The sequence below is a fragment of the Nocardia arthritidis genome, from assembly GCF_011801145.1.
GTDB lineage: Bacteria > Actinomycetota > Actinomycetes > Mycobacteriales > Mycobacteriaceae > Nocardia > Nocardia arthritidis_A.
Map to the genome: position 1 here is coordinate 9,765,521 of NZ_CP046172.1, position 25,459 is coordinate 9,790,979.

The window sequence follows — 25,459 nt, forward strand, 5'->3', positions numbered from 1 at the left end:
GCCGAGAGCGACGCTGACGGCTTCGCTCAAACCTACGTCGTAGGTTTACGAGTCGACGGTATATCCTACGGTGTAGGTTTGGCAAGGAAAGGGAGCGGACGTGGCCAGACGCACACAGGGCACTTCGGCAGGGCTCACCCACGAGCGCATCGCGGCCGCCGCCGTCGCACTCGTCGACCGCGACGGCCTGGAGCGCTTCGGGGTGCGACGACTCGCCGACGAGCTCGGAGTCGATCCGATGTCGATCTACAACCACATCAAGGGCAAGGCGGCGCTACTGGACGCGGTCGGCGAGGCCGTACTCGCCGAGATGCCGACCGGCACCGGCGATGAGCCCGCCACCTGGGAAGAGATCGCCCGCTGGACCGCGCACAACTACCGGGAGATCGCCTACCGGCACCCCCACGTGGTCCCGCTGCTGGCCACCCGGCCGCAAACCTCACCCGCCGCACTCACCGCACTGGAGCGCCTCGTCACCGGGATGCGCGCAGCCGGTCTGCCCGACCACGTCATCTCGGATACGCCGCTGGCCCTTTTCGGCTTCCTCAACGGCTATCTACTGGCGGTCCTCAGCGGCGGACCCGACACTCCCGCAACCGTGCCCGCATTCGACCCCGCGCGGTACCCGACGATGGCCACTCTCGCACCCCGGATGGCCGACTTCGGATCCATAACGGAATTCGACCGGCTGCTCGAAACCGTGCTCGCCGGAATCCGGGACCGGGCCGCTCGCGCCGATCAAGTCAGCTCGTAATCGAACCAGATGCGGTGCGTGCCATCGGCATCCACGGCCATCCCGTCCGAATCCGTTGTGCCCACTACAAGCAGCGGAAACCGGCATCGACGCGTGGCGGCGATTAGACCGAGCCTTCCTGGCGCTCGAGTTGTTGATCATCGAATCCGATTGCGCCGCAGTGCATTCCACCGTAGCCGGCATACCGCGGATCTCGGTGTCGCTACGCGACCGGTGCCGCCGCATTGTCGCGCTGGGCCTGTAGCAGCATCGGCCGGTGCTTACCGTCCTTGAACCAGTGGTGTGCGCCGGGCTTGCGCGCCTCGGTCGCCAGGTGCTTGATGCCCGCCTGGCAGGCGAATTCCTTGAGCTTGCGCCCGACGAAGCCGCTGAAGTACAGCCGCATCGCCGTATCGTTCTTGCGGCCGAGCTGGTAGATCCCGGCTTCGCGGCCGAAGCTGAGGCACATCGCGGGGAACGACAGATCGATCGGCGTGGGCTGTTCCCCCGCGATCCGGTGCAGCAGGGTGTCGGCGGCGTGGGCGCCCAGGCAGTATGCGGTGTAGGCGCTCATCCGGAACGGTAGGTCCGACGGCGCCGACGAGTCGCCCGCCGCGATGATGCGCTCATCATCGATGCTGGTCAGCGTCTCGTCGGTGAGCAGTCGCCCGGCGTCGTCGGTGCGCAATCCGCTGCGGGCGGCCAGGTCGGGCACCCCGAAGCCGGCCGTCCAGATCGTGATCGCACTCGTCAGTGTCCGGCCGTCGCCGATTTCCACGGTGTCCCGTGTGATCGCGGTGACCGCCGCCCCGGGTCCCTCGATGACGTTCACCCCCAGCTTGGCGAAGTACTTGCGGGCGGTGCGCCGGGCCTTCGGGTGCAGGTACGGACCGAGGACGCCGCCGCACACCAGGGTGACGTCGCGGCCCTGCTCGGCCAGCTCCGCCGCGGTCTCGATCCCGGTCGGTCCGCCCCCGATAACCGTCACCGCAGCCGTCATGGGCGTATCGAGGAGCGCCGACCGCAGCCGCTGCGCGGACTCCAAAGTCGCTATCGGATAAGCGAACTCGGCCGCGCCCGGCACCCGCGGCCCGGCATTGCCGCTGCCGACCGCGTAGATCAGGTAGTCGTAGCCGAGTGTGCCGCCCTCGGCCAGTGTCACGCTGCGCTCGGTCGCGTCGATCCGGGTCACGCTGTCGACGACCAGCCGGACACCGTCGGCCAGGATTTCGGTGTAGTCGACGACCGCGTCGTGGGTGCCGCCGACCAGCTGGTGCAGCCGCAGCCGCGGGACGAAGACCGACCGCGGATTGATCACGGTCACCCGCACACCGTCGCGTTGCGTCAGGCGATTTGCCGCCATCACTCCGGCGTATCCGCCGCCGATCACGATCACATCGATGTTCTGGTTCATGGTTTTTCCTTCGTTCTGATGGGCTCGAATACGTGACAACTGAGCGACAGAATTTCTGACATCCCGTGACCCAGATCACTTGATCCGGGCTTTCGATACGACTGTTCAGCCATTGCGCTCACAAGCCGTGCCGTCGCGACGTCCTAATCGGAAGATGTTCGGTCACAAGTCATCTCACGACTTTCATGCGAGCTTGCCGATTTGGGCTTCCAGTAGCGAACGGACGAATCCCAGATGTGCGGGCAGCACCCGTTCCCACACGGTTCGCGAGGCGGGGTCGTGGAATTGAACGAACGTCGCCAGCACAAGGCCGCTCTGGCGGCATTGGAACAGCAGTTGCCCTTCGAAGCCCAAGGCGGATTCGGCCTGCAGCAGTACATAGTCGGGACGGTTGTGCGCGATCGACCAACCCGCGATGGCGTCGGTACCGCCGGGGGTCAGACGGAGGGCGATGACCTGCCATGCTCGTTCGAGTGCGGCCCGCACCTCGGCGGGCACGTCCTCCATGACCGCCCGGGCCCATTGCTCGGCATCGCGATCGGGGGCATGGTCGATGCGCAATAGATGCGCATCGGTGTGCTGAATGTTGGTCAAAGTACTGACTGCGAGCATTTCGGCGTCGGTATTCACAATGTCGACTCGCGACGGCCCGATGTCGGCATGGTTCTCGCTCATCCTTTGACGCGTCATATGACTTCCTGTCGATCGATCCCGCAAGCACAAGGCGGCGGGCCGCCAATGATAGATACAGAACAGTACTGTATCTATCATGAATGGTGTAATCAAGAGCCCCTGCGACTGATTGGTTGACTGCCGATGGCCCCACCGGTGCGAACTCCGCGGCAAGCCTGGATCGACGCCGCTCTGGCAATCTTGTCCGAGTCGGGACCGGACGCCGTCCGCGTGGAAACCCTTGCGGCCCAATTGAATGTGACCAGGGGCGGGTTCTATCGGCAGTTCTCCAGCCGCCAGGAGTTGCTCGACGCCGTCCTCGACTCCTGGGAACACCGCAGCATCGACGAGGTGCGTTCGCGCGTCGAGCAGGAGGGCGGCGACGCCGCGAGCAAGGTGCGCAGGGCCGGTCGGCTGACGTTCTCGAAGGAGCTGCTGCCGATCGATCTCGCCGTGCGGGAATGGGCGCGCCGCGATCCGGCCGTCGCCGCCCGACTCGAGCGCGTCGACAACCGCCGCATGGACTATCTGCGTGACCTGATCGGCACGATCAGCGACGACCCGCGCGATGTCGAGGCCCGCGCCATGCTGGCGTTCTCCCTGGTGATCGCCGATTACCTGATCGCGGCCGGCCACCGCACCGGCACGCGCGCCGAAATCATCGAAAGCGCCGCCCAGCTGATCCTGGGGTAGACCGCCCGGCAAGCGGTCCGCATCACATGCGAGATCGACCTTCCGACGACTTGTGATCGAGCTCTTCGAGCCGAGGTTCTCGACCTGGGATTGGTCGATACCGTTGTCCCGGTAGCCGATCCGGAGCTCGAAACCGCGACTTCAGTCGGTCTGCATTGCGGTGACGGACTGTCCGGTGACATAAGACGATCCGGCGCCGCCGATAACCGCGAGCAAGGTGGATCGCAATCGCGCCACCTCATCCCTGCCGATGATGGCGTCGAGATGCTCATCGAACCGCTGCACCACCGCGAGGCCCGCGTCGACGACCGACCAGCCGCGGGAGGTCAGTCGCACAAGCCGGGCACGACCGTCGGCGGGGTCCGGGATGCTCTCGACATAACCTCGGCTCTCGAGGTGACGGACCAGTTCTCCCATGGCCTGTTTGGTCATTCCCGCGCGTTCGGCCAGCACACTGGACCGGGTGCCCTCGGGGTCGATGACCTGGAACACCGGTGCGTGCGCGGCGCGCACATCGGCGAACCCGGCCGCCGCGAGGCCCGCGTCGAGTTCGGCCGCCAGGGTGCGGGCGGCCGCGTTCAGCAGATTCCCCAGCGGTGGCGGACGATCCGACAGCGGATTAGTCAGGCGCTTGACCATTTTCTGGGCCCTCTCTACTCTTTTGGTCAACCACCTTACTATCTGCCTGGAGGGGTTCATGATCGCCCGCACGATCGCAATCGCAACCACCGCAATGATGCTGGGGATCGAGGTGGCATGGCTGCTGTTCGCCCACGGGTCGATCGGGTGGATCACCGCGCTCGTCGCCGCCTCCGTCGGGGTAATGGTGGCAACGGCCGCGCGCTATCGACCTTCGATGATTGCGGCGCGAATCCTGGTCGGTCTGCTGCTACTCGGTTCGGTGGCCGATCGGTTCGGGCTATTGGGCGGGCCGGGAAGCAGCGGAGTGTCCTGGGGCGAGTACAGCGCCTTCACCGACTACACGCGAAAGCTGTTGCCCCTCCGGCTCGCACCACTTGCGCCGACCGCGGCGGCCACGGCCACCGCAGCCGAATTCACACTGGGCCTGGCCCTACTGATCGGTTACGCGATCCGGTACGCCGCCGCGGCAGCGGCCGCACTGCTCACGACATTCGGTCTGGCCATGGCAACGTCGGTCGGTATCAGCGACATGCTGTCCTACGCCGTTCCCGTTCTCGCCGCCGGAGCCGCGCTGATCGCCACGACAGCCACCGCACCCGCCCGCCGCCGGTCGACACTCCAACCATCATGACCATCGGAAGTGGCGGCCGATCCAAACCCCGCACACACCGACGGCACCTCGATTAGGCGTACCTCCGCATTCGCTCCGGCCGTGCGCGGGTCTGCCGACGACTTCGTCGACAGCGCCCATTAGGCAATCGTCCAAACCTGGGCGCGGCCGCTTGTGGCGACCATGCTCACATGATCGGAACATGGCCGGGAACCGCTAGATTGGAATCCGTGTCGGCGCCCCTGGAAGCGGTCAAACAGACCATGCGAACGCGCTGGCCGCTGTACCTGACATCGATGCTGCTGGCCAATGCCTTCGGCGCGATTCTGGTGTGGGCGTTCATCCAGTACGGACTCCCCGTTCCCGAGGGCTCCACACACAGTGTCAGGAGCATCGGCCTGCTGATCCCGGCCCTGATCTTCGTGATCGGCGGCCTGCTCAGCATGGTCGCGTCCGCGCTGATGCTGCGCCCGGTGATGCGCTGGCAGCTGCGCGGCGGCCCGCCGAGCAGGCAGGAGCAGATGGCGGCGCTGCACGCACCGCTGCGCCAGGCCATCCTGCATCTGGGGCTGTGGATGGTCGGCGGCGCGGTCATGGCGGCGCTGATCATTTCGGTGGAACCGAAGCTGGCCGCGACCGTCGTCGTCACCGAATGCATGGCGGCCACGATCGTCTTCGGCTTCACCTACATGCTCGGCGAGCGGATTCTGCGCCCGGTGGCGGCCGAGGCGCTGACCGAGGGCGCGTTCGATCACACCCTCACCCCGGGCGTCGGCACCCGGATGGCGATGACCTGGGGCATGGGCACTTTCGCGCCGACCTTCGCCATCGTGCTGCTGTGCATCACCCAGATCTCCTCCGACGTGAAGTTCAGCGCCACCTCGCTGGCGATCTCGATCCTGCTGCTGTGCGGTGTGGTGATTTCGCAGGCGCTCGCGCTCTCCATGCTCACCGGCTCCAGCATTTCCGACCCGATCCGCCAGCTCAGCCAGGCCATCGACCGGGTGCAGGAGGGCGCCCGCGACGTGCAGGTAGAGGTGTTCGACGGCAGCGAGATCGGGCTGCTGCAGGTCGGTTTCAACCGGATGATGGAGGAGGCGGCCAAGCGACGCCAACTCCAGGAGCTGTTCGGCCAGCATGTGGGCGAGGATGTGGCCAAGCGGGCGCTGGCCTACGGCACCGAGCTGGGCGGCGAAACCCGGTTCGTCGCAGTGCTGTTCGTGGATATGGTCGGTTCGACGGCCACCGCGGCGGAACGTCCGCCCACCGAGGTGGTGAGCCTGCTCAACGAATTCTTCCGGATCGTCGTCGATGTGATCGACCGGCACAACGGCTTCGTCAACAAATTCGTCGGCGACGCTGCGCTCGCCATTTTCGGCGCGCCGCTCGATCGTCCCGACGCGCCGACCGCGGCCCTGGCCGCCGCCAGGGAACTGCGGGAAACGCTGCGCGAGGTGCCCGGTCTCGATATCGGCATCGGTGTTTCCGCGGGGCTGGCCGTCGCCGGAAATATCGGCGCGGCAAACCGTTTCGAGTACACAGTGATCGGTGACCCGGTGAACGAAGCGTCCCGGCTGACCGAGCTGGCCAAGGATCAGCCGGGCCGGGTGCTGGCCTCCGGCAGCGCACTGTATTTCGCCGACGAGGACGAACAAGACCGGTGGGAAACCGGCGCCGAGGTGCAGCTGCGCGGCCGCCGCAGGAAGACCCGGCTGGCCTGGCCCAGACAAACCGCCGACCCGGTGGCCGACGATACGGACCTGGAATCGGCCAATTCGTTACGCTGACCTCGTGACGGCCAACGGGGAACTAGCCGGACCACCCGCACCCATCGGTAGCGCGGCATGACCACGCCGGGTCCGGGCAGCGCGGCGAATCCGATACCGCCCGCGGCCGAGGGCCGGGGCAGATTCTGGTGGGTCCGCTGGGTGCTCGGCAGCGCGCTGCTCGCCCTGCTGATCGGCGAGGGCTGGTATCTGTGGCCGCAGCTGCACAACTCATGGGCGAAACTCACCGAGCTGCACTGGGATTGGGTTGTGGTCTGCATCTGGATGCAGGCGCTTTCGATGAGCGGTTTCGGCAGGATTCAGAAGCAGCTGCTGCGCGCGGGCGGGGTGCGGGTCACCCAGGGGAAATCGGTGGCCGTGGTGTACGGCGCCACCGCCATGTCGGTGACTTTGCCCGCCGGACAGGTGTTTTCGACCGCGTTCACCTACCGGCAGACCCGGCGCTGGGGCGCGAGCCCGATCGTCGCGTCCTGGCAGCTGGTGTTTTCCGGGGTGGTCGCGGCGGCGGGGCTCGCACTGCTCGGCGTCGGCGGCGCGGTGCTGGTCGGCGATCACATCGGACCGTACAAGCCGATTCTCTCGGTGGCCGGGGTGCTGGTGCTGGTGGCCGCGGGCAATTACGTATCGAACAATCCGGGTGCGCTACAAGCCGTGCTGCGGCGCGGGCTCGCCACGATCAACCGGCTGCGCAAGCGGCCCACCGACGCGGGCATGGACAAAATCGTCGAGGTGCTGGCGCAATTGGAGTCGGTGGACCTCGGCAAGCGGGACGGCGCCTGGGTGACGGGGTGGGCGCTGGTGCACCGGTTCGCGGATGTGGCATGCCTCGGCGCCGCCTGTTACGCGGTCGGTGCGGAGCCGAAGCTGGCCGGGCTGCTCATCGCGTTCGCCGCGGGTAAGGCGGTGGGCACGATTCCGTTCGCGCCGGGCGGAATCGTCTATGTCGACGCGACTCTGTTCTACGGTCTCACCGTCGGCGCCGGGCTGCCCGCGGCGCAGGCGTTCGCGGCGGCCTTCGTGTATCGCCTGGTCAGCTTTATCCTGGTGGCCGTTGTCGGCTGGATCGTCTTCCTGTTCCTGTTCCGCAAACCGGATGCCACCGACGCCGAATTCGAGAAGGAATTCGAACAGCGCCGCGGCTTCTGAGCGGCGGAGGTCGGCTGTGTCGCGAAGCGGGGTCGCCGAGCGCGGCAACTACGCTGTCCGGCGTGAAGAAACTGGTGGCGTTGGCGGTCGATGCACTGCTTGTGATCTTGTTCTGCGCGATCGGCAGGCGCAGTCACGACGAGGCGGTCTTCACGGGCCTGCTGCGCACCCTATGGCCGTTCGCGACCGGTCTGGCGATCGGCTGGGTGGTCGTGCTGGTGAACCGGCTACCCCGAACCGCCCTGTGGCCCACCGGAATTCTGATCTGGCTGTGCACGCTGATCGGCGGCATGGTGTTGCGCGTGGTGAGCGGTCAGACCATCGCGTTCTCGTTCGTGCTCGTCGCGGCGGCGGTGCTCGCGCTGTTCCTGCTCGGCTGGCGGGCGGCGGTCAAAGCCTTGAAGTTCTGACCGAATTCACTTGTCCCGATCCGGGGTGGCCAGCGATTGCAGCATGCGGGCGGCCATCCGGACCGTCGCGTTATCGCTGTCGATGTCGTTGATGTGGATGGCGAAGGCCAGATCGCCCATGGTGGCGATCAGCCAGCCGTCGGGTCCCGAATTCGCGATATATCCGGAGACGTCGCGATAGGCCCGCAGGCCGGCGAATTCCGGCCGATCCGTCGACTCGCGCAGCATGGCCCGCAGCCGATCCTGCACCGGCTGGGCCAGCGGAGTCAGCTTCGCATCGGTGGCACCCGGCCGCCCGACCTCGATCATCGGCGCGACGATCGCACCGCGTGCGACGGCCGCCGCCGCGATGGCCATCCCGTACGGGCTGGCCAGCACCGCGTCGTTGCCGCCGCCCTGACGCACCTGTTCGGCGCTGCGGCCCGCCGCGGTGATCCGGCCGGTGACCTCGTCGAGTCCGGGCACCTTGAAATCGACGCCGACCCCGAGCTGGGGCGCGGTCTCCGCCGCATCCTGAACCGAAATATCCTGTGGCGCTTTACCTTTGTCGACCGCGGCGATGTTGCGGAACAGTTCGAGCAGCCCGCCGACCGGATACAGGCCGGTGAAGGCGACCGGCCCGTGCTCGCTGGCCTGGCTGTTCTGCGCGACCGCGACCACCGCGCCGCTGGACGGCTGGATGGCGACGATCGATGCCGGGGTGCCGACGCTCACCACCGCGTCCTCGGCCGCGCGCTGCAATTTCTGATCCATGGTCGCCGCGATATCCGGGCCCGGCGGCCCCTGCTGCCCCGCGAGCTGGGTGACGTAGCGGCCGTCCTGTTCGAAAACCTGTACGCCCCAACCGGAATGCTGGGTCTGGCTGTCGGCCTGCACCTTGCTCAGCGCGTCCAGCATCGGCGACCAGATCCGGCGGTCCACGGAGATCAGCCGCGGCTGCTTCTCCATCACCACACCGGGTACGCGCGCCATATCCGATTCCAGGATCGCGAAATCGGCATCGCGCAGGTTCACCGCGACGATCGGTTTGCCCTGTGAGGTGGACAGCTGCTGCAGCAGCGCCGGACCGGTGATCAGCGGCGCGACCGGTTCGATCGCCTTGGCCAGCGCGTTGGTGGACAGGACCGGATCGGTGATTTTGGCCGGATCGAGTTTGATGACGTTGATGGTCTGCTCGGCCATCAGCGGCTGGCCCGCGATGTCGTTGACCTTCGGGGCCGGGGTCGGGATGGTGCGCACCAGGCGCACGGTGCGGTTGTGGTCGAGTTGCGGCATCACGACGCTGGGATCCCAGGAGATGCGCCAGCCGATGGCCAGCTTGCGGATGGTGCCCTGCAGCGTGTAGTTCCAGTTCCGGTTCTCGCCGAAATTCCAGGCGACGTCCATGCTGAAGATCGCGGATTCCGCGTCGAGGCCGATGAATTGGGTCTTCTTGTAGTCGACCTTGCCCGGCTGCAGGCCCGCGAACATTTGCTTCAGGGTTGCCGTAGCCGCGCTGGGGTATGAGGTGAGCTGTGCGGCATCGACGGCGTTCTCGTCGTCGAGCAGGCTGGTGAAACGTTCGACGATGGCCTCCGGCTCATTCGTCTTCTGGTGCAAACCACACGATCCCATCGCAATCGCGAGAGCCGCCACACCCGTGAGTGCCAATGCGCCCCGGACGCGAAAGCGGCGGGATCCCCACACATCCATGTCGCCCACTCTTCACTCTTGTCACTCCAGCAACAAGACCACCGTACCTGAATCGGACTGCCCGCCGGCCGCCCGGCCGCCGAAGACGTTACCCATGCTCAGCATCTCAATTCTGCCCGAATTATCCCAGGAGTAGTGGCTGACCATAGCGTTGCCCGTACGTCACCGGGACAAACCAGCGCCGTTACCGTACCGGCCCCGACTTGAACTGTGGCGATAACGGTCCAGGTCGGCGTTTCCGCGACGGGCCTGCGGCGCCGGTCCCGTTCGCACAGAGCGGAACACGTGCGCCCACTATCGACGTAATCTTGTAATCATTGCAAGTAACGCAGCACAGTAAGTAGGTGATCCCCATGAGGCACACACATCGCGGCCGGGGTTTCGGGCGGACCGGCGGCTGGCAACAGGCCGACCTGCCGGACGTCTCCGATGCGGCCGACTGGTTCGCCGGACGATTGCCCGGCGACTGGTTCACCGGGCCGCCGACCATCGAGATCGACCGCGACGAGATCGTCGTCATCGGTGAACTCGCCTTCGACCCCGCCGCCGATCAGCCGCAGGACGCGGACACCCCCGCGGCCGAAATCCCCGCCGCCACCAAGGAAGGCATCGTCGCGCGCTACCGGGAGAGCACCCGGCCCGCGCGCATGCAGATCGCATCCGAGGCCCAGCAGCGCTACGGCCGCAATGTGGCCTGGGGCGTTTCGGTGGACGGCAACCGAATCATGTTCACCCATCTGGCCGTTCCGGTGATGACCCGGCTGCGCCAGCCCGAGCGCAAGGTGCTCGACACCCTCGTCGACGCCGGCGTCGCGCGCTCCCGCTCCGATGCCCTGGCCTGGACCGTCAAGCTGGCGGGCCAGCATGCCGAGGCCTGGCTCGCGGAACTGCGCGAGGCCATGCGCAAGGTCGACGACCTGCGTTCGGAAGGTCCGCAGGGCTTATAGAGTTGCCGTCATGGTGGATCCGATCCTCGTGCTCAACGGCCCGAACCTGAATATGCTCGGCACCCGCCAGCCCGAGGTGTACGGGGCGGCGACGCTGGACGATGTCGTCGATCTGTGCAAGCGGACGGCGGCCCGGTTCGGCCGCGAGATCACCGCGTTCCAGTCGAATTCCGAAGGGGCGCTGATCGACCGGATCCACCAGGCGCGCGGCGCCGAATCCGGCATCGTCATCAATCCCGGCGGGTTGACCCACACCTCGGTGGCGCTGCGCGACGCACTCGTGATTCCGGAGGTGCCGATCGTCGAGGTGCACATCAGCAATGTGCACGCCCGCGAGGAATTCCGGCACCATTCGTATATTTCGCCGATCGCGACCGCGGTGGTCGCCGGGATGGGTGTGTACGGTTACGCGGCCGCTATCGAATTCCTCTGTCGCGCATAGGTTTCGCTGAGCGGGCGGCGAATCGTACTGTCCGCTGGGCGGTTTCAGATACCCGCGATGGTCTCGGGCGCCCGTTCGGCCCGGCTGAGTGCGCGCAGTACGGCCGTTTGGCCGTGGCGGGCCACCGCCAGTCGGGCGAGCAGGTCGAGTACGGGTTCGAAAACCTGCGGCGGGAGCGGGGGTGTCGTGATGTTGGCGCTCACGGCGAGGTCGTCCGAGTGCACGACGATCTCCATCAAGCGGGTCAGCAGGAAATCGTCCAGTAGCAATTTGCCGGTGAAGAACGCGACGATACGGTGGGCGGGCTCGGCCGCCAGGGCCGAACGCTGCTGAGCCACAGTCGATTCGACCTCGGCGACCAGCGCCTGTGCGCCCTGCGCCGCCGCGGCCTCACCGCCTTGCCGGATGCGCACGCTGATCTCGTCGTCCACGTCGGCCTCGAATGCGGTGGCCCCAGCATAGAATTCGGCAACCGTCAGCGGAACGCCGTCGGGAACCTCGGCCGCCAGCGCTCGCGATACGTGCAGGACCTGTGCGCCCAGGTGACCGGCGAGCCCGCGAACACTGAACTCCGGCAACGCACTCGGCCGATCCCACACCGCGGCCACCGCCGGATCGGCGAGCAGCCGCGCCGCCGACTCGGCCGCCGCCAAATACGCATCCCTGATCGCGCTCAAACCCTCGCCCTTCAACTATGCCCACGGAACCGTATCCCGATCCCGCCTCGTGGGCATCTCGATCGCTGGCTTCTAGCTGGCACCCCGTACAGTTCGAAGACGGGTGCGGCGCGGGTTTCAGGCGATCCGGAAGACCGGGAAACCCGGTGCGATCGCGGCCAATTCGGCGTCGGTGGAGTCGTTGGTGACGCCTTCGAAGAATTTGCCGACCTCCCAGCCCCACTTCTGCAGGTAGAGGCGCAGCACCGCAACCTTGTTCGCATCGGCGATCTCGGTGGCGGTGAACGCCTCGGCCTTACGGCCGAGCCGCAGTTCACCATCGCCCGCGGCCCGCAGGTTGCGCACCCACTGGGTGTGGCCGCGGGGTGCCACCAGATAGCGGGTGCCGTCGGCGTCGATCAGCAGGTTCACCATCGTGGTCCGCCATTCGCCGGTCTTGCGGCCGCGCACCGCGAGCAGTCGCGAGCCCATGACGCTGATGCCGACCCGGGGCAGCCAGTTGGCGATCTTGTTCATGATCGGGTCGAAGCCGGTGGGGGCGAGGTAGCGGGTGGCTTGGGCGTTCATGGCCTTCTCCTTTGTGAGCACTGCTCTCTGTTGTGAACAAGTGTCACACCGGGGCGGGTAATAAGTCAAGAGCAGCGCTCTCTTTCTTGTTTTCGCAGGTGAACAAGGCCCTGAACGCAAAACGACCCCGGCCGGTGCGGCCGGGGTCGATTCGGAGTGGGATCAGTTGTGCGGTACGTCCGCCGCGGTGGGCGCGGTCGACTCCACCTGCGGCTGCGACTCCACCTGCGGCTTGTCGGCCCACTTGGTGGTGCCCGGCTCGGCCTGCATCGTGTTGAGCAGGTCGATACCCGCGACGACCAGCGTCGGACCGCCCGCGACAATGGTGCCGATCAGGCCGCCGATGCTCGCGCCGGTGACGATCCCGGGCAGGCAGCCGACGCCGAACAGCGGCAGACCGAAGACGCAGCCGACACCCGCGCCGATGGCGGTGCCGACGAATTGGCCGATCGTCGTCGCGAGACCGAACTTGCTGGAGAAGTCGTTGCGCGCCCGCTCGTCCTCGACCGCCGAGGCGATCGGCTTGACCACGAACTGCCGGTCGGCGACCTGCACACCCGCCGGCTTGTCCGGGGTGAGCTCCAGCACGGTGTTGTCCTTCGCGGCGACCGCCTTGACCGGCACCGCGGCCCCGTCGACCTTGAACTCGAGCGGTAGCGAGAGCACCGTCGCGCCCTTGTCGTCCTTGATGTCGACGATCTGAGCCTTCGGCGCATCGGGCGTATCGCCAGGCCGCTCGACGAGCGCGAACGTCCCACCTTTGAGCGTGGCGACGACGGTCTTGTCCACCAGCTTGACCGAGTATTTGAGTCCGGCAGCGGCGGGTGTGGAGTCGGCGACCTTGAACTCGAGCGGTAGCGAAGTCACCGTCGCACCCGTGCCATCCGTGACGGCGGCGCTCGCGGTCTGCGGCGGCTCGGGCTGCAGGGTAATCGCTCCGGGTCCGGTGACCGAGTATCCGGGCACCGTATCGGCAGGTGCGGGGTCGGCGCCTGCGGTCCCTACACCGACAACCAAGCCGCCGATGGCGAATAGTGCTGCGGCGGAGAGACTTCTGAGGTTCATGCGGCTTCCAATCGATGACGAACGCCACGAGCGTGCGAATAATCGGTACAACGCACCTCGCGTACGGTGTCGACGGTCGCCAGCGAGGAGGCACCGTGAGCGTAATCGACCGGAGGCCCCACCTCCACATACGGGAATAGCCCGAATTCCTTGGGCTATCCCCACTTTCACAGCAGCGTCACACGGTCCCGAGGGGATTGAGTACGGCGAAGCGCCATTGGCCGCCGTCGACCTGCCGAGCGATATTTGCCGTTGTGCCGCTGGGGAATACGCGCGTGCCATCGGGGGCATCGATTTCGAGGGTCCAGTCGGTGACCAGTAGCGCCGAATCCGCGGCGACGAGCGCGTGCCTCGGGGTGTTGGCCAGCCGCGCGCCCGCGGCGACCGTGCCGCTGATCTCGCGGTGCAGGTCGTCCCGACCGGTGATGACGGCGCCCGAGGTGGTGCGCATTACCGCGCCGGGCGCGAGGAGCGCCAGCACGCCTGCCACGTCGCCCGCGTTGAGGCGCTCCTCGAAGACGGCGGGTAGCTGAGCGGGATCGGTGATCCGGGTGTCCATGACGGTATTCCCTTCCGCGTACCGGTGATTGGACCTCAATGGTCCGCACCCGCCGAATCCGCGGCGAGGTGGAAATCTGCCCCGGCATGGTCGGAAACGGTCAATCCCCGTGGTGCTACTCCACTACCTCGACCACGTCACCGGGTTCGAGGTATTCGAAGAATGCGCGGGCGCCGTCCGGCGTCATTCGGACGCAGCCGTGTGACGGCTCCTCGATCGGCCCGATGTGGGTGGCGATATCCCCGTTGAAGAAGACCGCATAGCGCATTTCCGCGTTGTGCAGCGTGCTCCAGTGGTAGATCTCCTTGAAATTGACGCGAAAAACACCGGGTGGCGTTTCATAACCGGGCCGCCCGAACGAGACCGGGGTGGGACCGTAGGTCACCTTCCCGCTGTCCATCAGCCAGCCCTCGTTCGTAGACAGCCGGAAGCAGGCTCGGGCATGCGCCGAGCACGGCGCCGTTACCGGTGCGGGCGGCAGCAGCGCGGGAAGTCCCGGAAGCGCGGGCACGCTCGGCAAATCCGGAATTTCCGGCCCGGCGGGCACCTCGGGGCCCGCCGACCACAGCGGACCGGCGGGCCACAACGGACCCGCCGACCACAGCGGTTGAGCCTGCGCGGAAACCTCCGTCCCGAATCCGGCGGCCGTCACTCCGGCGACAACCGCGGCCCGAGCACCCCACCGGTTGATCGCACTCTCGCTCTTTTTCCGGTGTCTGCCCACCTATTTCGTCCTCTCCACGGCCCGATGCCAAGCGCACCGGAACGCTAATATCCGAAACCGCGGAAAACCAGACAGATTAGGTGCAATTCAATTGATTTCAGTTGCCGATAAACAAATTTCGCGCGACGGGCAGGCGCACCGGGAGAACGGTCACCGTTGGGCGGCTTCGGGTTCCGGCAGGGTCTCGCCGGTCTCCAGCAGCGTCTTCAGATTCGCCAGAATGGCGGGCCAGCCCTCGCTGATACCCGCGAGCACACCGCTGCCCGGCCCGAAACCATCATGCACCACAGTGAGTTTCACGATCTCACCCAGCGGCTCCAGCTCGAAGGTCACCTTCGACCGCGGCTCCGCGGCCCATTTCGCCAGCTGTTCCTCGCTGAAGTCGAAGGTCTCGGCGAAGGCCGGGTCGAAGGTGTGCCAGGTGTAGGACAGCCTGCGATACGGGTCGGCCTCCAGCACCACTTGCTCCGGATCCTTGCTGGACCAATCACCTTGGTGCCAAACCATTTCCGAGCCGGGCCGCCAGTCGGTATCGGCGGCGACACCCCAGTAGCGCTTGGTGAACGCGGGCTCGGTGAGCGCCTGCCAGAGCTTCTCCGGCGTGGTCTTGATGTATGTGGTGTATACGAATTCGGTCTCGGCCATGGGTTGCGCCTCCAGTGCTTTCTTCAGATCGGCGAGTGCGTGCACCCGCGCGCGGTCGTACTGCGTGATCCAGCGTTCGGCAATGGCGTTGATGGGTTCGGCATTGAGGTAGTGCAGTTTCTCCCGGCCGCTGCGCCGGGTGGCGATCAGGTTGGCCGCCTCCAGAATCGCGAGGTGCTTGCTCACCGACTGGCGCGCCATCGCCAGCCCGGCGCACAGTTCGCGCAGCGTCTGCCCGTTGCGGGCATTGAGGCTGTCGAGTAGCCGCCTGCGGTTGGGATCGGCGAGCGCCCGGAATACCTCGTCCATATCGCCTTTCCGATTCATGCAGCCATTTGGCTGCATTTCCCGAGATTAGGCAGCCGAGAGGCTGCATGTCAATGGGGTTGCGCCGCAGAAACAGCATTGTGGCGTCGAAATGTAGTAGGTATGCTATGAACAATCCCTGACTTACAACGGAGGAAAGTATGACCGCGGGGGAGGACGTCGTACTCGACGTCTCGCAATTGCGCATGAGATACGGCACGAAAGACGTCCTGCACGGCGTCGACTTCCAGGCCCGGCACGGCGAGGTGGTGGCGCTGCTCGGGCCGAACGGGGCGGGCAAAACCACCACCATCGAAATACTCGAGGGGTTCCGCAGCCCATCCGCCGGACGGGTCGAGGTGCTCGGCGTCAACCCGATACACGGCGGCGAGGCGTGGCGCGCCCGGATCGGCGTCGTCCTGCAATCCTGGCGCGACCATGCCAAATGGACGGTGCGCCAACTACTTTCGCACCTCGGCAGCTACTACGCGCCCTACGGCACCGAACGCATCCGAAGACCTTGGAACACCGACGAACTCATCGCCACCGTCGGGCTCACCGCACAGGCCGGGAACAGAATCAAGACGCTCTCCGGCGGCCAGCGGCGCAGGCTCGACGTGGCGATCGGCATCGTCGGCAGGCCCGAACTGCTGTTCCTCGACGAGCCGACAACGGGATTCGATCCCGAGGCGCGCCGGGAATTCCACGACCTGGTGCACCGCCTCGCCGACGACGACACCACCATCCTGCTCACCACCCACGATCTCGACGAGGCGGAAAAACTCGCGGACCGCATCCTGATCCTGGCGGGCGGCCGGATCATCGCCGACGGCTCGGCCGACGAACTGTCCCGCAGCATCGCGGTCGAGGCCGAGATCAGGTGGACCAGGGACGGGCAGCGGTACGTGCACACCACGAACGAGTCGACCAAATTCGTGTACGAGCTGTTCAAACAGTACGGCGAGGAGATCGGCGAACTAGAGGTGCGGCGGGCGTCGCTGGAGGAGACGTATATGACCCTGGTGCGGCAATTCGAATCCGGGCAACAGCAGACCGAGGTGCGCACGCTGGAGGAGGTGTCGCGATGAATCCGATGGTCACCGCGGTCCGCGCCGGAATCCAGCGCGGGGTACTGGAATTGGGACAGATGGCGACCAACCCGGAGGATCTCTTCGGCGCGCTGTTCTTTCCGATCGGCACGATCGTCGCGCTGTACTTCATGCGCAACGGCCATTTCGCCGACAGCGGTTTCGGCCTCGGCGCGCTGGCGCTGCCGAGCATCCTCGGCATGCTGATCGCCTTCAACGGCACGCTGGTCATGGCACAGTTGCTCGTCGTAGAGAAGGAAGACGGAACCTTGTTGCGCGCCAAGGCAACTCCCAACGGTATGACCGGTTATCTGATCGGCAAGATCGTCACGGTGTCGTGCTGGGTGCTCTTCCAATTCACGGTGGTCCTGGTAGCCGGATTGATCCTGATCGGGGGAACCAGGATGGGAACCGCCACGGCCTGGATCGAACTGATCGGCATCGTGCTCCTCGGACTGCTGGCGACCCTGCCGATCGGCGCCATCCTCGGGTCGGTGCTCAGCAGTCCGCGCAGCTTCGCCGTGGTCTCCCTGGTGGTCATGGTCGTGGTCTCGATCTCCGGGATCTTCTATCCGATCTCCTCACTGTCCGGCTGGCTACAGGGCCTCGGGCAGGTGTTCCCGATCTACTGGATGGGCCTCGGCGTCCGGTCGGCCATGCTCCCCGATGCCATGTCCGCGGTCGAAATCGGCCAATCCTGGCGGCATTTCGAGACATTCGGCGCGCTCGGCGCCTGGGTGGTCGTCGGCTTGATACTCGCCCCGATCACGCTGCGGCGGATGGCCCGCAGGGAGTCCGGATCCGGCGTCGACGGCCGGCGTGATAAGGCTTTGCAACGTGCCTACTGAGGTCATCTACAACCGGATCGCGATGCTGCGCGCCGAGCGCGGCATCTCCCGGCGCGAGCTGGCCGATGCGCTCGGCGTGCACTACCAGACCATCGGATATCTGGAGCGCGGCGAGTACAGCCCGAGCCTGCATCTGGCGCTGCGCATCGCCGCCTACTTCGAGGTTGCGGTGGAGGTCGTCTTCTCCACCGCCCCCTTCCCCAGACTCGGCTCGGACGCTCACTCCGCCTGAGCGGTGCCGCCGATCAACCGGTAGACCGGAACCACCTCGCCCGACGCCTCACTCGCGGCGATGGCCCGACGCCAAAGCCCCTGTGCGGCATGGGAAAGCGTCGCATCGACGCCCACCTCCACACTGGCGTCGATGATGTGCTGAGCGCCCGCGTCCATCATCTTCAGCGAGGCAAGGGTGCCCCAGCCGCCCGCCTTGGCGGCCGCCGCGAAATCGGCGATGAAATACGGGTACGCATCGGCGGAGCGCAACGCGTAGGGCAGGAACTGATCAATATCGTGACCGGAGCGTGCGATCACCGCGAGCGCCTGTTCGAAGGCGAGCATCCACGGATGGAAAATGATCAGTCCGGCCTGGTAGAAGACCTGGGCGAGCCCGTCATCGACGCCGAGGTACTCCTGCGGGCTCAACGGACGCAGCAGTTCGGCGTGCGCGTCGAAGACCTCCTGCGGGCCGCTGTAGAAGATGTAGGACGCCGGGTGCGTGATATTGTCGCCCGCCGACATGACGCCACCGGAAATGAACTGCGCCCCATGGGATCTCACCCATTCACCGCCCTTGCGCGCCTGCTCCGGCGAATCGGAGGACAGATTCGCGATCACCTTGCCGGGGAGGTGGTCGACCGCCTGCCCCAGGACGTCGTACATGGCGGCGTAGTGGGTGAGGCTGAGCACGGACACCTCGTTGGCGTCCAGCGCGTCGGCCACGGACGCGGCCCGCTTCGCGCCGAGTGCGACCATCTCGTCGACCTTGCCCGCGCTGCGGTTCCACACGGTCACCTCGACGCCGGCCGCCAGGAAGGCCCGGACCATCGCCTGCCCCATCGGGCCGAGGCCGATGACGGAGACGGAACGGGTGCTGCTGTCGGACATGCTGTATCCCTTCGGATCTGGAGTCGGTTGAATGTCGGCGCCGGAATGTATGGTTCATCGCCGCAGGTAGAGTCGGGAAGACCGCACGTTCGAGTTCGGTTGCTTACCTCGAGGTTCGAAATAAGGTCACAGGGAGTGCGTGGAATATGAGCAGTGATGCGGATCACGAGGAAGTCTGCGGGATGTCGCTGGCGATCGACGTCGTCGGCGGAAAGTGGAAGATGCACCTGATGTGGGTGCTCGGCTCCGGACCGGTGCGGTTCGGGCAGATCCGCAAGCTGCTGCAGGGCGTCAGCGAGAAGGTGCTCGCGGAGAATCTGCGTCAGCTGGAGGCCAACGGCATCGTGCACCGCGAGATCTACCCGGAGATCCCGCCGCGCGTGGAGTACTCGCTCACCCCACTCGGCCAGGAGCTGGCCGAGGCGCTGCGTCCGCTGGAGGAGTGGGGCGACAAGAACCGCCGCCAGCTCACCGAGAACCTGCTCGCCTCGGCGAGTTAGTGCCCTCCCGGCCGGTCGCGAAACTCGCGGCTATCGCCTCACCGATCTGCTCCAGCAGGTTGGATGCGTCGGTCATCGAGCGGGCCGGGTCGGGTTCGAGGTCGGTGAGTGCGTAGCAGGCGGTGAAACCGGCGGCGCGGATCTCGGCGGCGGTGAGCGTGTTGCGGCCGACCGCGGCGATGACGGGAATGCCTGCGGCGCGGGCTATTTCGCAGACGCCGATGGGCGCCTTCCCGTGCAGGCTCTGGATATCCAGTGAACCTTCGCCGGTGACCACGAGGGTGGCTCCGGCGAGCAGCGAAGGGAAATCGAGAAGTTCGAATACGACCTCGATACCGCTGCGGACCTGAGCGCCGAGTACGGCCAGGGCGCCGAAACCGGTACCGCCCGCCGCGCCGGAGCCCGGAACGTCGGCGAATTCCGGACCCGCGAGTTCGGACCAATTCTTCAGTGCCGCTTCGAGATTCACCATATCCTCGGTGGTAGCGCCCTTTTGGGGCGCATACACCGTCACCGCACCGCTCGGTCCGAGCAGCGGATTATCGACATCGCACGCCAGCGTGAACTTCGCAGTCGCGACGCCGGGGTGTATCTCGCCGAGATCCAGTTGCGCGGCCCGCACCAAAGCCGCACCGCCGGAAGGTAATTCGTTTCCATCGATATCCAGCAGGCGCGCGCCGAGCCCGCGCACCATGCCCGCGCCTCCATCGGTTGACGCGCTGCCGCCGAGGCCGATGACGATATCGGTGGCACCGCGATCCAATGCATGTGCGATGACCACGCCTAGGCCCTCAGTGCCCGATCCGAGCGGATCCGGTTGTCCGCCAGGAAGTTTCGCCAATCCGACGACCGCGGCCAACTCGACCACCGCGGTCGTCCCACGCACCGCGTACGAGGTCGGAGACGGCACACCGGTCGGCCCCGGCGCGATCAACTCGACCCGCGCCCAACCCGCGGCCACGAACGCGTCAACCGTGCCGTCGCCACCATCCGCCACCGGCGCCTGCCGCACCTCGGCCGTCGGCGCGACCCGCCCGATGCCGACCGCGAGAGCCGCCGCCACCCGCGGAGCGGTCAGCGACCCCTTGAACTTGTCCGGCGCAAGCACCACCCGAGGAACGCCCGTCATCCCCACATTGTGTCGGGTGCCGCAGTAACTGCCAGCACCGAGGACTCCGCGCACAGGTCCGAGCACGCCCGACAACGAGACTCGCACGCAACCTGTCAGCGCGGCACGATCATCCCGACACCAACTAGCCGACACGTCAGCGCAGCGGAGCCTGCTCAGCCTGCGTAATGGTGACCTGTCCGGTCTTCAGGTAGTTCAGCACCGCGTCGTCCACCGCAGGATTGCGGCGGCCGAAGGTGCCGTGGTCGCCGCCGTCGACCGTGATCAGCGAGCCCTGCAGTGCACGCGCCATCGCGGTGCCGCCCTCGTATGCGGTCAACGCGTCGTTACGGCTTTGCAGCAGTAGCGGTTTGGTGGCCAGTCCGGCGCCGGTGATCGGCACCGGTTTGGCGACCGGACGCCAGGCGCCGCAGGACATGCCGGATCGAACCAGATCCGCCTTGGCGTCCATCGCGTTGCCGCCGGAGGCGATGATGCCCATGGCGGCGCCGAGTAGTTCGGGCCTGCCGTCCACGGCGTTCTCGTTGCAGGTCACGGCGGCGAAGACGAAGCGGCCGGTGGGGTCGGTGCTGGTGGCGCCCTCGATGGCGAGCAGCTGGCGCACGTTCGCCGGATCGATGGCGGCATCGGCCATGGCGCGGGCGAAGGTGGGCCAGAAATCGCGCGTGTAGGTGGCGACGGCGGTCGCGCCGAGCAGCGGCACCTGCGCCGACGCACCGCCGGATACCAACGTGCGCATCAGGTTCTGTAGTTTGCCCGCCTGCTCCACACCGCCGTTGAATCCGTCGCGGGCGATCTCGGCCAGCGGCTCCGGCAGATCGCGCGGCAGGTCGGCGACGCCGGCGGGCGGCGGGGTCAGGTTGGCGTACCAGCCGCCGCCCTGCTCCTGCGCCAGCCGCGCCCAGGTCTGGTAGACCTGCAGCGCGGTATCGCCGAGGTGGTATTGGTCGCGGTGGTCGGCGATCCAGGCGAACAGGTCGTCGAGCCTGCGCTTGCCCGCCACCTGCTGCTGGGCGAATTCCTCGGTCCACACCCAATCCGGATTCACGTTGGAGTCCAACACCATTCGATCGACCCGGCCCGGGAACAGCGTGGCGTACACCGCGCCGAGGTAGGTGCCGTACGAGGTGCCGAGGTAGTCGATCCGGTCGACGCCGAGCGCGGCGCGCACCGCGTCCATATCGCGGGCGGTGTTCTCGGTGGTGATGGTGTCCAGGTAGCCGGGCTGGGCGGCGTCGCAGGCCTTCTTGATGGTGTCGCGGTTGCCGCCGGTGAGCGAGACCTGGTCGGCGGTCGAGTCATCCGTCTCGCTCCCGCAGCGCAGCGGTGTGGCCCAGCGCAATCCGCGCGGCTGCACCGCGACGCGGTCGTAATGGGTGAGTTCGGCGGGCATTACGTCGACGCGGCGCGCCCAATAGTCCAGCGCGTCGGCGCCGGGGCCGCCCGGATTGGTGAAGATGACGCCGCGCCGCTCGCCGACCGCGGCGATCCGGCTGACGGTGAGGTCGATGCGTTTGCCGTCCGGCTCGGCCGGATTCATCGGCACGCTGATCACCGCGCATTCGACACCGCGATCGGCGGGCACCGAACCGGCCGGGCAGGCGCCGAATACGGGACTCGGCGTGGCCGTGGACAGCCCCGCGCTCACCGATCCGGCGAGCACCCCGGCCACCAGCGCCGCGAGCAGCCTCGAAAGCGACGGTGTCCGCAGCATTTTCCGCACCTCCAGGCAAAGCTCGTGGCGCGGTGACGCGATCCGCCCCTGGAGCATTCTGCGCAGGCCCGGCGCGTCAGACAAGTCGGGCGGTACGTTTTCGGGCGGGAGGTGTTGCGAACCATACGGATATCGACCCACGGTAGTACCGTCGCAGCCATGCCGACCGAGGTCCGGAACAACACCGCACTGGAACGCTTCGAGATCTACGTCGACGGCGCGATCGCGGGCTATGCCGAATATCAGGACACCGCGGCCGAACGCGCGTTCGTGCACACCGAGATATATCCCCGGCACGAGGGCCAGGGCTTGGGCAGGAAGCTGATCGAGGCCGCGCTGAACGCCACTCGCGCCGAGGGTTTGGGCGCGCTGCCGATGTGCCCGATGGTGCACCACTTCGTGGAGAACAGGCCCGAATACCTGTCGATGGTGCCGCACTGGGCCCGCGACCGGCTCGGGCTGCCGCAGTAGTTTTCAGTACGCGGCGCGCGCGCCGTCGAGGGCCTTTTGCAGGTCGGTGCGAACGAGCCGGGCTATTTCGGCTGGCCGCGTTGGCAATTCGGTGATCGGCACGCCGAAGTAGAAGCTGGCCGATTTCGCCTCCTCCTTTGTCGGCAGAACTGTCGGGTCGGTGCGCGGCCCGTAGCTCAGCCCCATGCTGACCAGCACCGGCTCGGCCCCGAGCTTCATCGCGCGGAATGCGATGTGCCCGATACCGCTGCCGACCGGCTGCACCTGGGTCGGGTCGACGTCGTTGCAGGTGCCCTCCGGGAAGACGGCGAGCCCGTCGCCGCGGGCGATGCGTTCGGCGCAGATATCCATCATCAGCTGCCCGGCCGCGTTCACCGCGCGCAGACCGTGGTCCTTACCCCGGAAGACGGGGATGCCGCCCATCATGTCGATCTTGCGCCGCTGTTCGGGCTCGAGGAACAGCTCATCCTTGGCCAGCACCCGCACCCGGCCGATCACCCGCCGCAGCTCGCTGCGCCACGCCGCCGCCGCGACGGTGTACGGATCGTTCTCGGAGAGGTGATTTATCGCGATCAGCAACGGCCTGCGCTGCGCGTTCACCTTCCGTAGCACTTCACGGGCGCCGGCGGCGTATGCGATCCGCGGGAAGTAGCGCCGGGCGAGCAAGGCGTATGCGCCCCATGCCTTCAGGCGGTTCTGGCGGTGGTCGCGATAGAAGTCGTAGACGACATCAGCATTGTCGAGGAGAACCTCGGGCCGTTCCATGCGCGCACTCTAACCCCGCGCCGCTCCAGACGGTGTTCCCGGTCACGGCGACCGGGAAATCCAACCAAATACCCGTATTCGGACCGGCGCGCAAATCTTGCAACGCCGAACTCGCCCGCAAAAAGGGCGCACGGGCGCAACAACTGCGATGATGTCGGAGTGGCACGCGCAGATGACCCGGATGATCGGAAGACTCGCGGCGGGCACGGCGACCGCAGGCGGCGCGATTTCCGGCACGGCGAGCAGGTGGTACGTGCCGGCACCCTGCTGCTGGCGGCGACCGATCTGGTCGAACCGACCTTCCGGCGCACCGTCGTCTACATCATCGAGCACAACGAGGCCGGGAGTCTGGGCGTTGTCCTGAACCGCCCGAGCGATACCCCGGTGCATGATGTCCTACCCCGCTGGACCGAACTGGCCGCCGCACCGCGCACCCTGTTCATCGGCGGTCCGGTGAAACGCGATGCGGCGCTCTGCCTCGGCACCGTCCGGGTCGGCGCGTCGATCGACCGGGTGTCCGGACTGCGCCGCATCGACGGCCGGGTGGTGCTGGTCGACCTGGACGCCGAACCGGAACGGATCGAACCACTCGTGGAGGGCATCCGGATCTTCGCGGGTTATGCGGGCTGGACCTTCGGCCAGCTGGAGGGTGAACTGGAGAACCGCGACTGGATCGTGTTGTCCGCCTTGCCTTCCGATCCGATCAGCGTCGATCGCCCAGACCTGTGGGCACATGTGCTGCGCCGCCAGCCGCTGCCGCTCTCGCTACTCGCCACCCATCCCATCGAACTCGAGCGCAACTGACGTTCTCAGCTGTTGAACCTTCTCCTGTGCTGTTTCGTGGGATGAGCGGGAGGTGAGCGATGCCGGAGAGCCAAACAGAGCTCATGCGGGTGCTTTACGACGAGCATGCCTCGGCGTTATGGCGCTATACGCTCGGTTTGGTTCGCGATCCGGGACGAGCCGAGGACATCGTGCAGGAGACGCTGCTGCGCGCGTGGCAGCGCCCCACCGTGCTCGATCAGTCCACATCGTCGGCGCGGGCATGGCTGTTCACGGTGGCCAGGAATCTGGCCGTCGACGAACACCGCAGCGCCCGCAACCGGCGCGAGTTCCGCACGGACAACCCGCCGGAGCAGGCCGCGCCGGACCAGGCCGACCGGGCGCTGGACGGCTGGCTGGTCGCGGACGCGCTCGGCAGACTCAGCGCCGATCACCGCGAGGTGATCGTGCGTGCCTACTATCGAGGCCTTTCCACCCATCAGATCGCGGCGGAATTGGATATCCCGCCCGGAACGGTGAAATCCCGTATGCACTACGGCATGCGGGCATTACGGCTGGCACTACAGGAAATGGGGGTGACGAACCAATGACGGATATTGCCACCGGTCGCGATGCGGGCGACCGGTATCTCACCTGGGATGCCCCGTATGTGCTCGGCTCCCTCACCAGATCCGAGCGCAAGGAGTACGAGGAGCATCTGGCCGGCTGCCCGGACTGCCGGGCCGGGGTGGCCGAATTGGCCGCGCTGCCCGGCATGCTCTCGCTGGTCGAAACGGATACCGCGCTGGCCATGATCGAACCGGCCGAGCGGGCCGAGCCGCCGGTCCCCGAACTGCTGCCCCGGCTGACCGCGGCGGCGGAGCGCAGTCGCAAGCGGGGTAGATGGGTGACCATCGGGTCCGCGATCGCGGCCGCCGCGGCGGCGGTAACCATCTCGGTTCCGGTGGCCACCACCCTCGCCGGATCGCACGGCTCCGGCTCCGAGCAGGTTTTCGCCGAACGCTCCATGCAGCCGGTGGAACCCAATCCGGTGACGGCGAGCGTGAAAATCATTCCGTACGAAGGAAAGACGCGCGTCGTGATGACCTGCGAATACGGCCGGAGCGATCAGCAGTACAGCTGGAATCTGGCGCTGTTCGTCGTCACGTCGGACGGGCAGACCGAAACGTTGGGACAGTGGCCCGCGGGCCCGGGCACCGAGTTGACGATCGATCGAGTGGTCGACGCACAGCCGGATCACATCCGGACGGTGTACATCAAGCAGTTGGGCACAGATAAGACGCTGCTGTCCGCAACGATCTGAGCCTCCGCCGCGGCCTTGGTTTC

At 66.7% G+C, this 25,459-nt stretch carries 30 protein-coding genes; 16 read left to right on the forward strand and 14 right to left on the reverse strand.

The features are described 5' to 3' along the window. Positions 1-100 precede the first annotated feature (100 nt). Positions 101-754: a TetR/AcrR family transcriptional regulator gene (locus tag F5544_RS44595; protein ID WP_167478695.1), complete on the forward strand. Its 654-nt coding sequence runs from the start codon at positions 101-103 to the stop codon at positions 752-754. A gap of 202 nt (positions 755-956) precedes the next feature. Here F5544_RS44595 and F5544_RS44600 read toward each other — a convergent pair whose 3' ends face one another. Together F5544_RS44600 and F5544_RS44605 are read right to left on the reverse strand one after the other, a co-directional pair. Then, complete coding sequence (locus F5544_RS44600) at positions 957-2,147, reverse strand: NAD(P)/FAD-dependent oxidoreductase (RefSeq protein ID WP_167478696.1); 1,191 nt, start codon at positions 2,145-2,147, stop codon at positions 957-959. A 183-nt stretch (positions 2,148-2,330) separates the two neighbouring features. Further along, positions 2,331-2,837: a hypothetical protein gene (locus tag F5544_RS44605; protein WP_167478697.1), complete on the reverse strand. Its 507-nt coding sequence runs from the start codon at positions 2,835-2,837 to the stop codon at positions 2,331-2,333. 126 nt (positions 2,838-2,963) lie between these two features. Here F5544_RS44605 and F5544_RS44610 point away from each other — a divergent pair, with 126 nt between their 5' ends. Further along, complete coding sequence (locus F5544_RS44610; RefSeq protein ID WP_167478698.1) at positions 2,964-3,512, forward strand: TetR/AcrR family transcriptional regulator; 549 nt, start codon at positions 2,964-2,966, stop codon at positions 3,510-3,512. A 141-nt stretch (positions 3,513-3,653) separates the two neighbouring features. On the opposite strand, the gene F5544_RS44615 is transcribed toward F5544_RS44610, so the two are convergent. Then, positions 3,654-4,151, reverse strand: coding sequence for a MarR family winged helix-turn-helix transcriptional regulator (locus F5544_RS44615; RefSeq protein ID WP_167478699.1), 498 nt, complete (start codon positions 4,149-4,151; stop codon positions 3,654-3,656). A 58-nt stretch (positions 4,152-4,209) separates the two neighbouring features. Here F5544_RS44615 and F5544_RS44620 point away from each other — a divergent pair, with 58 nt between their 5' ends. The 4 genes from F5544_RS44620 to F5544_RS44635 all read left to right on the forward strand — a co-directional run bounded on the left by F5544_RS44620 (position 4,210) and on the right by F5544_RS44635 (position 8,107). After that, entirely contained in the window at positions 4,210-4,785 is a 576-nt protein-coding gene (locus tag F5544_RS44620; protein ID WP_167478700.1) for a hypothetical protein, read from the forward strand. A 242-nt stretch (positions 4,786-5,027) separates the two neighbouring features. Beyond that, positions 5,028-6,551 carry an adenylate/guanylate cyclase domain-containing protein gene (locus F5544_RS44625; RefSeq protein WP_174867674.1) on the forward strand — a complete coding sequence of 508 codons (1,524 nt, stop codon included), beginning with the start codon at positions 5,028-5,030 and terminating at the stop codon, positions 6,549-6,551. A 57-nt stretch (positions 6,552-6,608) separates the two neighbouring features. Continuing rightward, the gene (locus F5544_RS44630; RefSeq protein WP_167478701.1) at positions 6,609-7,697 is read left to right on the forward strand and encodes a lysylphosphatidylglycerol synthase transmembrane domain-containing protein; all 1,089 of its coding nucleotides are present in this window, start codon (positions 6,609-6,611) and stop codon (positions 7,695-7,697) included. 62 nt (positions 7,698-7,759) lie between these two features. Next, entirely contained in the window at positions 7,760-8,107 is a 348-nt protein-coding gene (locus tag F5544_RS44635) for a DUF3054 domain-containing protein (RefSeq protein ID WP_167478702.1), read from the forward strand. 6 nt (positions 8,108-8,113) lie between these two features. Here the strand turns inward: F5544_RS44635 and F5544_RS44640 are convergent, their stop codons facing one another. Continuing rightward, on the reverse strand, positions 8,114-9,706 hold the full coding sequence (locus F5544_RS44640) for an NTF2-like N-terminal transpeptidase domain-containing protein (protein ID WP_238846993.1): 1,593 nt from the start codon (positions 9,704-9,706) through the stop codon (positions 8,114-8,116). 446 nt (positions 9,707-10,152) lie between these two features. Between F5544_RS44640 and F5544_RS44645 the strand changes: the two genes are divergently transcribed. Both F5544_RS44645 and aroQ read left to right on the forward strand, forming a co-directional pair. Beyond that, entirely contained in the window at positions 10,153-10,746 is a 594-nt protein-coding gene (locus F5544_RS44645; RefSeq protein ID WP_167478703.1) for a hypothetical protein, read from the forward strand. 10 nt (positions 10,747-10,756) lie between these two features. Continuing rightward, entirely contained in the window at positions 10,757-11,188 is a 432-nt protein-coding gene (gene aroQ, locus F5544_RS44650) for a type II 3-dehydroquinate dehydratase (RefSeq protein WP_167478704.1), read from the forward strand. 44 nt (positions 11,189-11,232) lie between these two features. Here the strand turns inward: aroQ and F5544_RS44655 are convergent, their stop codons facing one another. From F5544_RS44655 to F5544_RS44680, 6 genes are all read right to left on the reverse strand, one after another. Beyond that, entirely contained in the window at positions 11,233-11,865 is a 633-nt protein-coding gene (locus F5544_RS44655) for a maleylpyruvate isomerase N-terminal domain-containing protein (RefSeq protein ID WP_167478705.1), read from the reverse strand. A 117-nt stretch (positions 11,866-11,982) separates the two neighbouring features. After that, positions 11,983-12,432 (reverse strand): nitroreductase family deazaflavin-dependent oxidoreductase, encoded by a 450-nt coding sequence (locus F5544_RS44660; protein ID WP_167478706.1) that lies wholly within the window; start codon positions 12,430-12,432, stop codon positions 11,983-11,985. Between the two features lie 162 nt (positions 12,433-12,594). Next, positions 12,595-13,497 (reverse strand): hypothetical protein, encoded by a 903-nt coding sequence (locus F5544_RS44665; RefSeq protein WP_238846994.1) that lies wholly within the window; start codon positions 13,495-13,497, stop codon positions 12,595-12,597. 178 nt (positions 13,498-13,675) lie between these two features. Next, on the reverse strand, positions 13,676-14,056 hold the full coding sequence (locus F5544_RS44670) for a YybH family protein (RefSeq protein ID WP_167478707.1): 381 nt from the start codon (positions 14,054-14,056) through the stop codon (positions 13,676-13,678). Between the two features lie 115 nt (positions 14,057-14,171). Continuing rightward, positions 14,172-14,780, reverse strand: a complete 609-nt coding sequence (locus tag F5544_RS44675) for a L,D-transpeptidase (RefSeq protein WP_238846995.1) — start codon at positions 14,778-14,780, stop codon at positions 14,172-14,174. 150 nt (positions 14,781-14,930) lie between these two features. Further along, positions 14,931-15,734, reverse strand: coding sequence for an ArsR/SmtB family transcription factor (locus F5544_RS44680; protein WP_167479938.1), 804 nt, complete (start codon positions 15,732-15,734; stop codon positions 14,931-14,933). A 158-nt stretch (positions 15,735-15,892) separates the two neighbouring features. Here F5544_RS44680 and F5544_RS44685 point away from each other — a divergent pair, with 158 nt between their 5' ends. Genes F5544_RS44685 through F5544_RS44695 form a run of 3 tightly spaced genes read left to right on the forward strand, consistent with a single transcriptional unit; the run spans position 15,893 to position 17,899 of the window. Continuing rightward, complete coding sequence (locus tag F5544_RS44685) at positions 15,893-16,819, forward strand: ABC transporter ATP-binding protein (RefSeq protein ID WP_167478708.1); 927 nt, start codon at positions 15,893-15,895, stop codon at positions 16,817-16,819. Next, positions 16,816-17,667: an ABC transporter permease gene (locus F5544_RS44690; protein ID WP_167478709.1), complete on the forward strand. Its 852-nt coding sequence runs from the start codon at positions 16,816-16,818 to the stop codon at positions 17,665-17,667. The genes F5544_RS44685 and F5544_RS44690 overlap by 4 nt, the downstream gene beginning before the upstream one ends. Next, a complete protein-coding gene (locus F5544_RS44695; protein WP_167478710.1) occupies positions 17,657-17,899 on the forward strand; it encodes a helix-turn-helix transcriptional regulator in 243 nt (80 codons plus the stop codon). The genes F5544_RS44690 and F5544_RS44695 overlap by 11 nt, the downstream gene beginning before the upstream one ends. On the opposite strand, the gene F5544_RS44700 is transcribed toward F5544_RS44695, so the two are convergent. Then, positions 17,887-18,771 (reverse strand): NAD(P)-dependent oxidoreductase, encoded by an 885-nt coding sequence (locus tag F5544_RS44700; protein ID WP_167478711.1) that lies wholly within the window; start codon positions 18,769-18,771, stop codon positions 17,887-17,889. The two genes, F5544_RS44695 and F5544_RS44700, sit on opposite strands and share 13 nt — an antisense overlap. Positions 18,772-18,917: 146 nt before the next feature. On the opposite strand from F5544_RS44700, the gene F5544_RS44705 reads away from it, so the two are divergent. Then, entirely contained in the window at positions 18,918-19,271 is a 354-nt protein-coding gene (locus tag F5544_RS44705) for a winged helix-turn-helix transcriptional regulator (protein WP_167478712.1), read from the forward strand. On the opposite strand, the gene F5544_RS44710 is transcribed toward F5544_RS44705, so the two are convergent. Beyond that, positions 19,240-20,400: a glycerate kinase gene (locus F5544_RS44710; protein WP_167478713.1), complete on the reverse strand. Its 1,161-nt coding sequence runs from the start codon at positions 20,398-20,400 to the stop codon at positions 19,240-19,242. The two genes, F5544_RS44705 and F5544_RS44710, sit on opposite strands and share 32 nt — an antisense overlap. Positions 20,401-20,536: 136 nt before the next feature. Further along, a complete protein-coding gene (locus F5544_RS44715) occupies positions 20,537-22,114 on the reverse strand; it encodes an alpha/beta hydrolase (protein ID WP_167478714.1) in 1,578 nt (525 codons plus the stop codon). A gap of 159 nt (positions 22,115-22,273) precedes the next feature. On the opposite strand from F5544_RS44715, the gene F5544_RS44720 reads away from it, so the two are divergent. After that, positions 22,274-22,585 (forward strand): GNAT family N-acetyltransferase, encoded by a 312-nt coding sequence (locus F5544_RS44720; RefSeq protein WP_167478715.1) that lies wholly within the window; start codon positions 22,274-22,276, stop codon positions 22,583-22,585. A gap of 3 nt (positions 22,586-22,588) precedes the next feature. On the opposite strand, the gene F5544_RS44725 is transcribed toward F5544_RS44720, so the two are convergent. Continuing rightward, positions 22,589-23,350 (reverse strand): lysophospholipid acyltransferase family protein, encoded by a 762-nt coding sequence (locus F5544_RS44725; RefSeq protein WP_167478716.1) that lies wholly within the window; start codon positions 23,348-23,350, stop codon positions 22,589-22,591. A 159-nt stretch (positions 23,351-23,509) separates the two neighbouring features. On the opposite strand from F5544_RS44725, the gene F5544_RS44730 reads away from it, so the two are divergent. From F5544_RS44730 to F5544_RS44740, 3 genes are read left to right on the forward strand one after another with little or no spacing between them, the layout of a single operon-like run. Continuing rightward, entirely contained in the window at positions 23,510-24,154 is a 645-nt protein-coding gene (locus F5544_RS44730; RefSeq protein WP_167478717.1) for a YqgE/AlgH family protein, read from the forward strand. 59 nt (positions 24,155-24,213) lie between these two features. Then, positions 24,214-24,723 (forward strand): sigma-70 family RNA polymerase sigma factor, encoded by a 510-nt coding sequence (locus F5544_RS44735; RefSeq protein WP_167478718.1) that lies wholly within the window; start codon positions 24,214-24,216, stop codon positions 24,721-24,723. After that, complete coding sequence (locus tag F5544_RS44740) at positions 24,720-25,436, forward strand: anti-sigma factor family protein (protein ID WP_167478719.1); 717 nt, start codon at positions 24,720-24,722, stop codon at positions 25,434-25,436. Before F5544_RS44735 ends, F5544_RS44740 begins: the two co-directional genes overlap by 4 nt. Positions 25,437-25,459 lie beyond the last annotated feature (23 nt).